The organism is Massilia sp. HP4 (assembly GCF_005222695.1).
Classification (GTDB): Bacteria; Pseudomonadota; Gammaproteobacteria; order Burkholderiales; family Burkholderiaceae_D; genus Telluria.
Window position 1 is genome coordinate 1 of sequence record NZ_STGG01000061.1, and the last position, 13,884, is coordinate 13,884.

7 protein-coding genes and 1 pseudogene are annotated in these 13,884 nt (G+C 64.8%); 3 read left to right on the forward strand and 5 right to left on the reverse strand.

What is annotated here, in order from left to right; all coding sequences use genetic code 11:
- Positions 1-227: 227 nt before the first annotated feature.
- Positions 228-509 (forward strand): annotated as a pseudogene (locus tag E8M83_RS22635) (long-chain fatty acid--CoA ligase); the annotation flags it as partial.
- A 1-nt stretch (position 510) separates the two neighbouring features.
- Here the strand turns inward: E8M83_RS22635 and E8M83_RS22640 are convergent.
- The gene (locus E8M83_RS22640) at positions 511-747 is read right to left on the reverse strand and encodes a hypothetical protein (protein WP_137175620.1); all 237 of its coding nucleotides are present in this window, start codon (positions 745-747) and stop codon (positions 511-513) included.
- A 151-nt stretch (positions 748-898) separates the two neighbouring features.
- Between E8M83_RS22640 and E8M83_RS22645 the strand changes: the two genes are divergently transcribed.
- Complete coding sequence (locus tag E8M83_RS22645; protein WP_137175621.1) at positions 899-3,169, forward strand: family 1 glycosylhydrolase; 2,271 nt, start codon at positions 899-901, stop codon at positions 3,167-3,169.
- A 20-nt stretch (positions 3,170-3,189) separates the two neighbouring features.
- Here the strand turns inward: E8M83_RS22645 and msbA are convergent, their stop codons facing one another.
- Entirely contained in the window at positions 3,190-4,920 is a 1,731-nt protein-coding gene (gene msbA / locus E8M83_RS22650) for a lipid A export permease/ATP-binding protein MsbA (RefSeq protein ID WP_137175622.1), read from the reverse strand.
- On the reverse strand, positions 4,910-6,184 hold the full coding sequence (locus E8M83_RS22655) for an O-antigen ligase (protein WP_137175623.1): 1,275 nt from the start codon (positions 6,182-6,184) through the stop codon (positions 4,910-4,912). Before E8M83_RS22655 ends, msbA begins: the two co-directional genes overlap by 11 nt.
- Before the next feature lie 54 nt (positions 6,185-6,238).
- On the opposite strand from E8M83_RS22655, the gene E8M83_RS22660 reads away from it, so the two are divergent.
- Entirely contained in the window at positions 6,239-7,066 is an 828-nt protein-coding gene (locus E8M83_RS22660) for a glycosyltransferase family 2 protein (protein WP_137175624.1), read from the forward strand.
- A 225-nt stretch (positions 7,067-7,291) separates the two neighbouring features.
- On the opposite strand, the gene dnaE is transcribed toward E8M83_RS22660, so the two are convergent.
- A complete protein-coding gene (gene dnaE, locus E8M83_RS22665; RefSeq protein WP_137175625.1) occupies positions 7,292-10,786 on the reverse strand; it encodes a DNA polymerase III subunit alpha in 3,495 nt (1,164 codons plus the stop codon).
- Positions 10,787-10,957: 171 nt separating this feature from the next.
- The coding region (locus E8M83_RS22670; RefSeq protein WP_137175626.1) for an Ig-like domain-containing protein at positions 10,958-13,884 on the reverse strand (2,927 nt) is incomplete at its 5' end.

Here is a 13,884-nt window from a genome sequence, read left to right on the forward strand (position 1 = left end):
GTGGCGGGAATGATCTCCCGCTTCGATGGTAGCTGTTTCTTTTTCATGTTTATCCTTTAGGGACATATTGTCCCTTATTTGGATGTTCATGAAACCCGGACCATCTCAACCTGACCCCAGCTGTGCGTGACCCCAGCTGTGCGATATCAGCCCCGCAGGCATTGAATTGCCATTCTCAGACGTCAATTAAAGCTGAGGTCGTGTCCGAATGTCAGACCTGACCCCAGCTGTGCCACTCCGGCTTCAATGTCTATCCGCTAGAAGTCGAGACGGCGCTGAACGCGCATCCGGCGGTCGTACAGTCGGCCGTGCTTGGACGGCCGCTGCCCGGGGCCGAGGAGGAAGTCGTCGCCTTCGTCGAGGCGCACGGGGTGGATGAGGCGGTGCTGCAGGCATGGTTGCGTCCCCGCCTGGCGCCCTATAAACGACCGGCGCGCATCGTGTTCATGGAGGCGCTGCCGGCCGCGCCGAGCGGCAAGATCCTCAAGCGCCGCCTGCCGCTGAACTGAACTAGCGCCGCCGCTTCTTCCAGTCGTAATCGGGCCCGGTGACGTCGACGCCGGGATGACCCACCACGTCCGGGTGCTCCGAACACATGGTGATGAAGCGCACGCCCTCGCCCGCGCGCTGGCGCTTGCGCAGCTCTTCCATGAACTGCATCGCCGGCACCATCTCGCTGGTGCCGAACGGCTGGGCATGGGCCTCGTTCGCTTCAATCCCGACAACGGTCCAGTACACCATATACATCGCATTTCTCCTGCCTGAGAGTGGCACCATTGTAATGCCCACAGAAAGTAGGATTTGTCCGAAAAAAGCCGATTATGTGGGCCACTTCACATAAGCCCTTGCATCGGACCGTTAGGCTGGGACCTGTGTTCATTGCGCAGGTACGGATTTCATGGATATTCACACCGACTCCCAGCCGGCCGCCACGCCGGACCTCGCCCTCTGGGGCGGGCTCGAATGCACGGTCAACCGCGTACGCGACAACTACTTCAGCCAGATGGACCGCAACGGCCACGCCGGGCGCTTGCAGGACATCGAGCGCTTCGCCTCCCTCGGCATTGGCGCGATCCGCTATCCGGTGCTCTGGGAGCGCACCGCCCCCGACGGCGTCGACCAGGCCGACTGGTCATGGGCCGACGAGCGCCTGCCGGCGCTGCGCCAACTGGGCGTGAACCCGATCGTGGGCCTGGTCCACCATGGCAGCGGCCCACGCCATACCAGCCTGATCGATCCCGCCTTCCCCGAGCTGCTGGCCGAGTATGCCGGCGCGGTGGCCGCGCGCTACCCCTGGGTCGAGTACTACACCCCGGTCAACGAGATCTGCACCACGGCGCGCTTCTCGGGCCTGGCCGGGGTCTGGTATCCGCACGGCGGCGACGAGGCGACCTTCATCCGCGCCCTGCTGGTGCAATGCCGCGCCACCGTGCTGTCGATGCGCGCGATCCGCGCCGTCAACCCGGATGCGAAGCTGGTCCAGACCGACGACCTGTCCAAGACCTATGGCACGCCCGAGATGGAACAGATCAGCAGCTTCTTCAACGAGCGCCGCTGGCTGGCCTGGGACCTGCTGTGCGGGATGATCGACGAGGGGCACACGCTGTGGAACTACCTGCGCGAATCGGGCGCCGGCGAACAAGAGCTGCGCTGGTTCCGCGACAATCCCTGCCCGCCCGACGTGGTCGGCGTGAACTACTACATCACCAGCGAGCGCTGGCTCGACCATCGTCCGGAACGCTATCCGGAAACCCACCGCCACGTGTTCCGCGGCGTGCCGCACGCCGACATCGAGGCGCCGCGCGCGCTGGCCACGCCGACGCCGGGCATCGCCCCGCTCCTGATGGAGACCTGGGAACGCTATGGCCTGCCGATCGCGATCACCGAGGCCCATATCGACGCCAACCGCGAAGACCAGCTGCGCTGGCTGCTCGAGATCTGGAATTCGGCGCAGAAGGCGCGCCAGCAGGGCGCCGACGTGCGCGCGGTGACAGTCTGGGCCCTGCTCGGTTCCTTCGACTGGAACTGCCTGGTGACCGAGTGCCGCGGCTACTACGAACCGGGGCCGTTCGACGTGCGCGGCCCGGCGCCGCGCCCGACCGCGCTCGCCACCCTGATGCGCGAGCTGGCCAGCAAGCGGCCGCTCTCGAATCCCGTGCTGCAGGGCGAAGGCTGGTGGCGCCGTCCGGGACGATTCTGGTGCAAGCCGATCGCCACGCGCACCGCGGTCGCCGACATCGCCGTGCGCAGCCAGTTCAAGTCCACCCGCGTGCAGCCGATCCTGATCTCGGGCGCCACCGGCACCCTGGGTTCAGCCTTCAAGCGCATCTGCGAAAAACGCAACCTGGCCTGCCACGTGCTGACGCGCCAGGAAATGGACATCACCGATCCGGCCTCGGTGGATGCCGCGATCGTGCGCTTCAAGCCGTGGGCCATCGTGAATGCAGGCGGCTATGTGCGGGTGGACGAGGCTGAAGCCGATCCCGAGCGCTGCATGCGCGAGAACACGCTGGGGCCGACCGTGCTGGCACTGGCCGCTATCCGCCACGCGCTGCGCTTCATGACCTTCTCGACCGACCTGGTGTTCGACGGCGGCAAGGAGCAGCCGTATATCGAATCCGATGCCGCCAACCCGCTCGGCGTGTATGGCCGCAGCAAGCTCGAGGCCGAGCGGCGCGTGCTGGATGCCGACCCGCAGGCGCTGGTGATCCGCACCAGCGCCTTCTTCGGGCCCTGGGACCAGCACAATTTCGTGACCCAGGCCCTGAACGCGCTCGACGTCGGCCTGCCGTTCCAGGCGGCACGCGACGTGACGGTGTCGCCGACCTATGTGCCTGACCTGGTCAACGTCGCGCTCGACCTACTGATCGACCGCGAGCGCGGCGTCTGGCACCTGACCAATGGCGAAGCGCTGAGCTGGGCCGAACTGGCGCGGCGCGCCTGCGCGGCGGCCGGCGTCTCGAGCGAGCAGCTGCAAGAGGTCTCGATCGAGGAATGCGGCCATGTGGCCCGCCGGCCGGGGTATAGCGCCATGGGCAGCGAGCGCGGCCTGCTGTTGCCATCGCTGGACGATGCGCTCAAGCGTTATGTGGAAGCGGTGCAGGAAAGGGCCAATGGGGTCAGCCTTGGGCACGAGCAGGCGGGGGAAGCGGCGCATTATGCGCGTTGATCGCATACCCTGCGCCTGGTTTATTGCGCGTCCGCTGCCGCCGTAAACTGCAGGTGATACAAATTGGCATACATGCCCTTGTGCGCCAGCAGTTCGTCATGCGTCCCCTGCTCCACGATGCGCCCCGCTTCCATCACCACGATGCGGTCGGCGCGCTCGATGGTGGACAGGCGGTGCGCGATCACGATCGTGGTGCGGCCGGCCATCAGGGTGTCGAGCGCCGCCTGCACTGCGCGTTCGCTCTCGTTGTCGAGCGCCGACGTGGCCTCGTCCAGGATCAGGAGCGGCGCGTCCTTGTAGATCGCGCGCGCGATCGCCACCCGCTGGCGCTGGCCGCCCGACAGGCGCGAACCGTTCTCGCCGATGCGGGTGTCGATGCCGTCCGGCAGGCGCGCCACCACGTCGGTCAAATGCGCCGCCCTGACAGCGCCCGCCAGGCGCTCGTAGTCGACCTGCTCGGCGCCATAGGCGATGTTCGCCGCCAGCGTATCGTCGAACAGCACCACGTTCTGGCTCACCATCGCCATCTGGCCGCGCAGCGAAGCCAGTTTGACGTCTGCATACGGCACGCCGTCGAGCAGCAGGCGGCCGCCTTCCGGATCGTAGAAGCGCGTGACCAGGTTCACGAACGTCGATTTGCCGCCGCCCGACACGCCCACCAGCGCCACCGTCTGCCCCGGTTTCACTTCCAGCGACACGTCGTTCATGGCCAGGTTGACCGCGTTGGGATAGCGGAACACCACGTTCTCGAGCACCAGGTGGCCTGTTGCGCGGCCCAGGTCGCGGCTGCCGGTGTCAAGCTCGGGCTCGGAATCGATGATCCCGAACACCGTCTCGGCGGCCGCCATCCCGCGCTGCATCGGGCCGTTCACCTCGGCCAGCGATTTCAGGGGCGTGAGCAGCATCAGCATCATGGTCACGAATTGCGTGAATTCACCGACCGTCATGTCGGCCTGGATCGCCAGCACGATCACCAGCGACAAGGCCAGCGAGGTGGCGATCTGGGTCACCGGCGTGGTGGCGGCGAAGGCCACCGTCATGCGCTGCGAGAAGCCGCGCAGGGCTTCGCTGCGCTGGTGGAAGCGGCGGCGCTCGTATTGCTCGCCCGAGAACACGCGGATCACCTGGTGGCCGCGCGCGGCTTCCTCGACCACGCCGGTCATCTCGGCGGTGACGCGCTGGCTCTCGCGGTTCAGGTTGCGCAGGCGCTTGGTGGTGGTGCGCACGATGACGGCGGTCAGCGGGATCACGATGATGGCGACCAGGGTCAGCTTCCAGTTCAGGTACAGCAGGGTGCCGAGCAGGCCGATCACGACCAGCACGTCGCGCACGCAGGCCACGAACACCGACTGGATCATGTCCACCACCTGGCGCACGTCGTTGACCACGGTGTTGATGATCTTGCCCGTCGATTCGTCCTGGTAGCGCGCCACCGGCAGGCGCAAGACCTTTTCGAAGGCCATGGCGCGCATGTCGTTCAGGACCCGGGACAGCACCCAGTTGTTGAAGTAAGCCGTGCCGAACGTGCCGATGCCGCGCAGGATGAAGATCGACACCAGGATCGCCGGGATCCACCACAGGCTGAAGCCGACGTTGTCCTTGAAGCCGTCGTCGAGCAGGACCTTGAGCGCCTCGCCCAGCAGCGGCTGGGTGGCGGCGGTGATGGCCATCGACAGCAGCGCCATCCAGGCGCGCGACCGGTACGGTTTGACCAGCGACAGCAGGCGCCGGATGATGACTTTAGTTTCCACGTTGTTCAACCTTTGCTTCCCTTGCCGGCTGGGCGGCCAGGCAGAATCCCATGAGCAGGAACACCATCAGCGCATAGAACATGCTGCCCTTGAGGGACCAGAAAATGACTTCGGTCAGGCCGAAGCTGAAATAACACAGCACCACCAGCATGCCGGCCAGCGCCGGCGCGAAGCGGCCCCTCGCATCGGCGCCGACGCGGCCCATCTGGCGCGCAAAGAACATGAAGGGCGCGGCCAGGATGCCGATCCAGGCCAGCAGCCCGAACACGCCGCCGGTGGCGAGCGCCTGCAGGGCATCGTTATGCAGGTGCTGGAGCGACAGGATCGCCGGATCGAGCGTGCCCTGCTCTACCAGGCGGCCGATCTCGGCGCGCAGCGTGTTGCGGTCGAGGCCAAACAGCGGCCGCTCTTCGATCAGGATCGCCGCCCCCTTCCACAGCTCGAGCCGGGTGCCGACGTTGGTGAAGACATTGCCGCCGTCGACCCAGGCCTGGACGTCGTCCACGCCCTGCAGCGCGCGCTCTTGCATGCCGGTGGCCGGCACGAAGAAGGCGGCGGCGACCAGGGTAAAGCTCCCGGCCAGCAGCAGGCGCACCTTGCGGCTCTTGAGAAGCTGGGCATAGGAGAGGAACAGCAGGGCGGCCAGCGCCAGCGCGATCCAGGCGCCGCGGGTGCCGGTCAGCAGGCAGGCCGCCAGGCCGGCCAGCGCGCCGGCACCAGCCAGAACCGCCTTGCCGGTATGGTGGCGGTAGTCAATCGCCGCCGCCAGCGCCACCAGGCCCAGGACCATGGCCAGGTCGCCGAAGGTGATTGCATTCAGGAAACCCCCGGGCCGCTCGATCTGCAGCACGATGCGCTGCCAGGCCACGAAGGGCAGCGCGGCCACGCTGCCGGCGACCACGCCCCACCACAGGGTGGCGGCGGGAGGACGCGCCAGCAGGACCAGCGCCATGCAGCCCAGGGCGAGCAGCATGCGCGAGGGCTTGTCCAGGTAATCAATGCCGGCCTCGGGCCGGATCATGACGGCCACCGCGGCCAGCGCGAACTGGAACCAGAAGGCTGCGACCACCCAGCGGATCTCTTTCCAATGCGGCGCCAATGCGGCCCAGGCCTTGCGCGGCACGCACAGGGCCGACAGCAGGAACAGGAGGCTGGAAAAACCAATGCCGGAAGGAGTGGTCAGGCTAAGGAAGGGGAACAGGAAGGCCTGGAAGCCGATCCAGACCTGCATTGGCTCCCGGGACATCAGCGGCTTATTGTTCATTCAGGTTCTTGTGGGATATTCTTGCGACCTAGTCGGCTATGGAATCGGACAGCAATGCAGCAAACACAGACAATATCGGTCGTGATCACCACATACAACCGGCCCGACGCCCTGGAGGCGGTGGTGGAAGCCTGTTTTTTACAGGACGACAAGAATTTCGAAATCATTATCGCTGATGATGGCTCGACTGCCAACACGCGGGACTGCATCGAGCGCCTTGCGGCACGGTCGCCGGTGCCCCTGAAACACGTGTGGCAGCCGGACGACGGCTTTCGCGCCGCCATGGCGCGCAACCGCGGCACGCTGGCGGCAACAGGCGACTATATCATTTTCCTGGACGGCGATTGCGTTCCGCAACGCGACTTCATCCGCCGCCACCGGGCGCTGGCGCAACCCGGCTTCCTGGTTTCCGGCAGCCGCATCCTCCTGAGCCAGCGGCTGACCGAGCGCGTCCTGCGCGAACATATCGACGTCGCAGGCATGAAAGTGGGCGAGCGCCTGCGTCATCGGCTTGCCGGCGACATGAACAAGGTGATCCAGACGATGCTGCGCTGGCCCGACCTCGGCCGGGTGCGGCGCAAATTCAGCTGGCGCCGCATCAAGAGCTGTAACCTGGCGGTGTGGAAGTCCGACCTGGTAAAGGTGAACGGCTTCGACGAGAGCTTCACCGGCTGGGGCCACGAGGATTCGGACCTGGTGGTGCGGCTGTTCCACGCCGGCGTGCTGCGCAAGGATGGCGCGCTGGCCACCGAGGTGCTGCACCTGTGGCACCGCGAGGCGCAGCGCGACCAGGAATCGAGCAACCGCAAGATCGTGCTGGAGCGGGCTGCCAACGGGACCACGCAAGCCACGGTCGGGCTGCGCGAGCACCCGCAGCCTTGATGACGGTAGGGTCGGCGGCTGTGCCGCCGACGCGGTGATTGTTAACGGCGCCGATATCGCGCCGGATGATCTCGCGGCCAACCGACGCGGTGATTGTTAACGGCGCCGATATCGCGCCGGATGATCTCGCAGCCAACCATCACCGCGTCGGCGGCGTAGCCGCCAACCCTACGGTTCACCGACGCGCCAACGTCCATGCGCATTTACCGACGCACCAACGCCCGATCAGTATTCGACCGCCACGTCCTTCGCCCCGAGAGTCAGCTCGAGTGCCTGCTTGAGCGTATCCGACGGCCCCACTCGCCACTCGTCCCCTAGCTGGACGACATACGGAATCCCATTGGTCACCAGGCGCAGGCTGACCGGCATCCCGTCCTGCACCCGGTAAGGCTGCAGCACCTCGGCGATTTTGGCCGGGTCGACGGAAGTGGCCAGGTCCATCTCGAGCTTGTGCCCATACTGGATGCGCGAGGCGGCGATGTCGAACACCTTCTCGGCCGTGATGCGCAGGCCGCCGTTGAAGCGGTCTTCGGACACCTTGCCGACCACCAGCAGGAACTCGTCTTCCTTGAGAGCGTGCTTGTTGGCCTCGGCCACTTCGCTATAGACGGTCACCTCGTGCACCGCGGTCTTGTCGTCCAGCGCCACGATCAGGATCTTGCCGCGCTGGGTCATCTGGGTACGCACGCCGGTGATCACGCCGCACATCATGCGCGGGTCGCGCGACGGTTCCAGGTCCTTCAATTTGGTCTTGGCGAAGCGCCGCACTTCTTGCGCATATGAGTCGAACATATGGCCCGACAGGTAGTAGCCGAGCGCGATCTTTTCTTCGGACAGCTTCTGGCGGTCGGTCCAGGGCGTGGCCTTGACGTACTCGGGCGGCGCCACGAGATCGGAATCGTCGCCGCCGAACAGGCTGACCTGGTTGGCCGCGGCCGCCGCCTGGCCGGCCGCTTCCATCGCGAACGCGACCGACGCCAGCAGCACGGAACGATCGACCCCGAATGCGTCCATCGCGCCTGCCCTGATGAGCGATTCGATCGTGCGGCGGTTGATCTGCTTGCGGTCGACCCGCTTGCAGAAGTCAAACAGGTCCTTGAACCTGCCGCCCTCTTTACGCGCGGCGATGATGGCCTCGATCGCGCCCTGCCCCGCGCCCTTCACGCCGCCCAGGCCGTAGCGGATATTGGTCACCTGCTTGCCGGTCTTCGACCTGGCCTCGCCTTCCGGCGTGAAGCGGAACTGCGATTCGTTGACGTCCGGCGGCAAGATCGTGAGCTTGCAGACTTCTTTTGCGTCCTCGACCAGGATCTTGATCTTCTCGGTGTCTTCCATCGCCAGCGACATATTGGCTGCCATGAACGCGGCGGTATGGTGTACCTTGAGATACGCCGTGTGATACGACAGCAGCGCATATGCGGCCGCGTGCGACTTGTTAAAGCCGTAGCCCGCGAACTTTTCCATCAAGTCGAAGATCTCGTCGGCCTTCTCGGTCGACAGGCCATCCTTGGCGGCGCCGGCGCGGAAGATCTCGCGGTGCTCGGCCATTTCTTCGGCCTTCTTTTTACCCATCGCGCGGCGCAGCATGTCGGCGCCGCCCAGCGAGTAGCCGCCCACGATCTGCGCCATCTGCATGACCTGCTCCTGGTAGACCATGATGCCGTAGGTCTCGGACAGGATGGACTCGGTGCGCGGATCGGGATAGTCGAACTTCTCGCCGTGCTTGCGCTTGCAGAAGTCGGGAATCAGGTCCATCGGGCCCGGACGGTACAGCGCCACCAGCGCGATGATGTCCTCGAAGCGGTCGGGACGCGCGTCCTTGAGCATGCCCTGCATGCCGCGCGACTCAAGCTGGAAGATCGCGACCGTCTTGGCGTCACTCAGCAATTTGTACGACGCGCGGTCGTCCAGCGGCAGCGCGGCCAGGTCGAATTCGCTCTCTGCCGGGTCGAGGTCCTTGATGTAGTTGACCGCGCGGTCGAGGATGGTCAAGGTGGTCAGGCCCAGGAAGTCGAACTTGACCAGGCCCACGGCCTCCACGTCGTCCTTGTCGTACTGCGACACCACGCCGGCGTCGCCGCCCTGCGTATACAGCGGGCAGAAGTCGGTGAGCTTACCCGGCGCGATCAGCACGCCCCCGGCGTGCATGCCGATGCCGCGCGTGATGCCTTCGACCTGCTGCGCGAGATCGAGCAGCTGTTTGACTTCTTCTTCGTTCTCGAGGCGCTCCTTGAGCAGCGGCTCTTCTTCGATCGCTTCGGCGATCGAGACCGGTTTACCCGGCTTGAACGGGATCAGCTTGGAGATGCCGTCGCAGAAGTTGTAGCCGAAATCGAGCACGCGGCCGACGTCGCGGATCGCGCCCTTGGCCGCCATGGTGCCGAAGGTGGCGATCTGCGATACCGCGTCGCGGCCGTACAGGTCCTTGACGTGCTGGATCACCAGTTCGCGCTTCTCTTGGCAAAAGTCGATGTCGAAGTCGGGCATCGAGACCCGTTCGGGGTTCAGGAAACGCTCGAACAGCAGGTTGTACTTGAGCGGATCGAGGTCGGTGATCTTGAGGGCGTAGGCCACCAGCGAACCGGCGCCCGAGCCGCGGCCCGGACCGATCGGCACGCCGTTGTTCTTGCCCCACTGGATGAACTCCGCAACGATCAGGAAGTAACCCGGGAACTTCATATTAATGATCGTCTTGTTCTCGAATTCGAGGCGCGCTTCGTAGCGCGGGCGTTCCTTCTCGCGCTGCGCCTCGTTCGGGTACAGCTGCACCAGGCGCTCCTCGAGGCCACGCTTGGTCTCGGCGACCAGGAATTCATCGATCGTCATGCCCGGTGTCGGGAAGTTCGGCAACTGGGGTTTGCCCAGCGTGAGCGTGACGTTGCAGCGCTTGGCGATTTCGACCGAGTTGGCGAGCGCGCCCGGCAAGTCCTTGAACAGCTCGGCCATCTCGGCCTGCGACTTGAAGCACATATTCTCGTTGAAGCGGCGCACGCGCTTGGCGTTGGCCAGCATCTCGCCCTCGGCGATGCAGACCCGGGCCTCGTGGGCGATGAATTCGCTTTTATCGAGGAACTGCACCGGGTGCGTCGCCACCACCGGCAGGCCCAGGCGGCCGGCCAGCGCCACCGAATGGCGCACCTGCTGTTCCTGGTTCGGCTGGCCGGCGCGCTGGATCTCGATGTAGAAGTGGCCCGGGAAGACGCGCGCCCAGCGCTCGGCATTGGCTTCGGCACGCGCCAGGTCGCCGTTCTCGATCGCCTGGCCGATATCGCCGAAATGGGCGCCCGAGAGCACGATCAGGGCGTTGTCTTGCGGTTCATCGGGATGCAGGGTCGACACGGAGGTGGCCAGCGCCTCCAGCCACTCTGCGCGCAGCTCGGCGCGGCCCTTGTGCTGGTTGGTGAGCCAGGCGCGCGCCAGCAGGTCGCACAGCTGCAGGTAGCCGGTGTGGTTCTTGGCCAGGATCAGCAGGCGGTGCGGCTTGTCGCGGTTGTCGTCGTTGGTGATCCAGGCGTCGACCCCGACGATCGGTTTCACGCCCTTGCCGCGCGCCGCCTTGTAGAAGCGCACCAGGCAGAAGGTGTTGGCCAGGTCGGTCACGGCCAGCGCCGGCTGGTTGTCCTTGACGGCCGCCTTGACCAGGTCGTCGATGCGGACCAGGCCGTCGACGATGGAGTATTCGGAGTGGACGCGCAGGTGGGTGAAGGTCGGGGAAGTCATCCGGGTATTTTACCGCGAGCCGGACGACCGGATGAAGCTGGAATGGAAGCAGTGTGACGATACAGTGTCCGGCTCGCCAATAAGAATCGGCGGACCGAAGTCGTCCTTCGGCCCGCCGACTGCACGGCATCCGGGTATCGCCAGGCACACCGTCCTGGCGATACGCTACGCTCAGCCGTTGAACGAACCGATGATCACGATATCGTCCGACTGTGCCGATGGCTCGACCAGGGTCATGGTGCCCGCAGCGATGTCGATGTCCAGTCCGAACGACGTGGAACCGTAGGTGGCGAAGACGATACTGTTGATATCCGTTCCATCAGTCCACTGGACGACAAAGGATAATCCGTTGTCGTTGGCAAGGAACTGGGTTTCCATATTGATCAGGGCGCCGCGCACCACCGACACCTGGCCAGCGGCGACATTGGTCAGGAACTGGCTGCCAACGGTCGGCATGGCGCGGAAGATATCGCCGATCTCGATCACATCGCCCAGCTCGGCGCCACGGATCCTGTCCATCTGGCCGACCGAACCCATGGTCGCGAACACGCCAGTCTGGGTGTCTCCGGCCTCGTACAACAGGGTACTGCTCGTGTTGTCGAGGGCATCCAGGTAGATGTTATCGCCGCCCTTGCCACCCGATACGATATCGTGGCCACCATTGGCCCAGATGAAGTCCATACCGTCGCCGCCGCTGATGAAGTCAGCGCCGCTGGTGCCTGACAACGAGTCAAGGCCACCGAACCCCCACACGTACGTGCCCGACAACTGATTCCCATCTTCAGTGCCGAAATGATAAGTGACGTCGTCGTTCTCGTCCTTCATGACGGTGCCGTCCAGTGCGGTCACGGTAAGAGCGCCGCTCACGCCCAACAGTTGCTGGCCGACGTGGACGGTGCCCGCCACCGCGCCGCCGTCACCGGAGGCGCTGACCACCTTGCCACCGAGCTCGATCGTGCCAGCCGCAGGACTGGTGACGTCCATGCCGGTAACGGTCGCGACCGCCTTCACCGTCGGCGGCTCGATCGGGCCATCGATCGGCTGGCTGAAGGCCGTGCCATGGTTGCCGGCGTAGTCCGCCATGCGGATTTCGATGGTCTGGTCTTTCTTGCTCAGGTCGATGTTCTCGACCAGCACGATGCTTTCGTCGCCGTGGCTGACGATGGCCTTCGAATCGAGCGCCGTCCACTTGCCGTCGCCATCCTTGTAGCGCCACTCGACGATGCCATCGTAAGGCAGGCTGCCGCTCATCTTGAAGTAGGCGTCGGTCGTATTCTCCTGGGTCGCATTGCTGCCCGACTCTTCGCTGTTGGACAGGCGATAGAAGCTCAGTGTATTGTCCGGCGCGCTGGTATCGATGGTGAACGTCAATTCTTGCGATGCCTCGCTGACGCTACCGGCCGCATCGAGCTGGCGCACCTGGATGGTGACAGGCGCCGCGCCCAGTTTCGACAGATCGAGTTCACCCGTGCCGTCGCTATTGTTCTTGGCGCCGAATTCCCAGCTATTGCCGTTGTCGATGCTGTATTCCCAGCCGGTGCCGCTATCGGTATCCAGGCCGCTGATGGCAAGCTTGGCCACGTTGGTAAGGCCATCCGTCTTGCTGACGCCGGTATCGTCTGCCAGGACAATGACGGGCTTGCCGTCTGGGCCATCGGTGTCGAGCACAATACTGAACTCGCTTTCGCGCACGTTGCCCGCGAGGTCGGTCTGGCGAATGTAGAACGTGTTCATGCCGTCTTTCAGGACAGGCTTGACGGTGCTCCAGCTGATGCCCGTGTTCTCGGATACATTGGCGCCGTTATCGACAGGGGTCTTCAGAACGCCATACTCGACCAGGGCGTTTTTCTCGATATTGACGGCTTCGAACAGATCACTGGCGGTGGTTGGCGTCGACGTGATGGAAAAGCCATTCTTGCTCTCCGGCTCGGCGAGCTTGATGTGAGGCCATGCCACATAGCCGTCGTACTCGATATCCTGCGAGATTTCGTCGATTACCTTGTTGTTGCCATCGAACGCGCGCAACTGGACCGTGGTGATGACGTTCTCCGGATCGCCACCCTTCGTCGTCATGAACAGCGATGACTCGACGTGGTGCGTATTGCCCGTCAAATTGACATTCTCGACAGTGACAGTCCTGGTGGCCAGGTCGGTCTTGACGACGATCTGGTCCCAGCTCTTGCCGCCATCGATGCTGGCTTCGAAGCGCTGGACCGTGGACGATTTGCTGCCGCTGTACTTGAAAGTGATGTCGGCTTCTTCGACGTTGGTCAGCGTATTGCCCTTGGCGCGATCCAGCAGGTCTTCTTCGACCTGATCGAATACGATCGAGAGCGACGGGGCAGGAGGTGCGGTCGGGGTGGAAGGTGCGGTCGGCGTGCTCGGATACACGACTTCAACGGCGGCCGGCAGGCCGCCGGTGCTCAACGCATCGACCACGTCCTGCAGGGTCGCCTTGGCCGGCATCACTTTCAGCACCTTGTCCATGCCGCCGCCGCGCAGCAGCGACTCCAGGGTGACCGGGTCGCCGGCCGCCGCCTTGGCGGTATCGGCCAATGCCTTGGCCAGCGCCACCGGCTCGCTCACGCCGCGCGCGGTGTCGAACAGCGCCAGCAAGGTCGTGTTGACGGCGATCGCCTCGACCACTTGCGGGGTCTTGGTGGCAGTATCGGCGAACGAGACGGCGGCGTTGACCAGCGCGTCCAGATCGGCGGCGGTGGCGTCGGCGGTCACGGCGCGCACCAGGATGCGGGCCGCTTCGATCGAGGCATATCCGCTGTATTCGGTGCCGTCGGCTTCGACCTTGGCGGTGAAGGCGTCGGCGGCCTGCTTGCGCAGCTGCGACAGGGTGGCGTCGCTGCCCTGGGCGCCGCCCTGGATCGACATGGCGATGTCGGCCAGGCTGGCGTGGCCCTGCTCGATCGCATTGGTCCAGAAGGCCATGCCTTCGGCATCGGGCGTACGGTTGAACAGCTGGGAGTAGATTTCGGTGATGCGGTCGGCGACGGTGTCGGTGCCGAAGCGTACCTGCGCTTCTTCGGAGGCGGCGAAGAAGTCGACGATCGCGCCCATGTCGCCATTGTTGGCGGCCAATTGCG

Excerpts from the sequence above, each read along its gene's own strand:
- E8M83_RS22660 (WP_137175624.1), top strand. The coding sequence starts at position 6,239 with ATGCAGCAAACACAGACAATATCGGTCGTGATCACCACATACAACCGG.
- E8M83_RS22645 (WP_137175621.1), top strand. The coding sequence starts at position 899 with ATGGATATTCACACCGACTCCCAGCCGGCCGCCACGCCGGACCTCGCC.
- dnaE (WP_137175625.1), bottom strand. The coding sequence starts at position 10,786 with ATGACTTCCCCGACCTTCACCCACCTGCGCGTCCACTCCGAATACTCC.
- E8M83_RS22640 (WP_137175620.1), bottom strand. The coding sequence starts at position 747 with ATGTATATGGTGTACTGGACCGTTGTCGGGATTGAAGCGAACGAGGCC.
- E8M83_RS22655 (WP_137175623.1), bottom strand. The coding sequence starts at position 6,184 with ATGAACAATAAGCCGCTGATGTCCCGGGAGCCAATGCAGGTCTGGATC.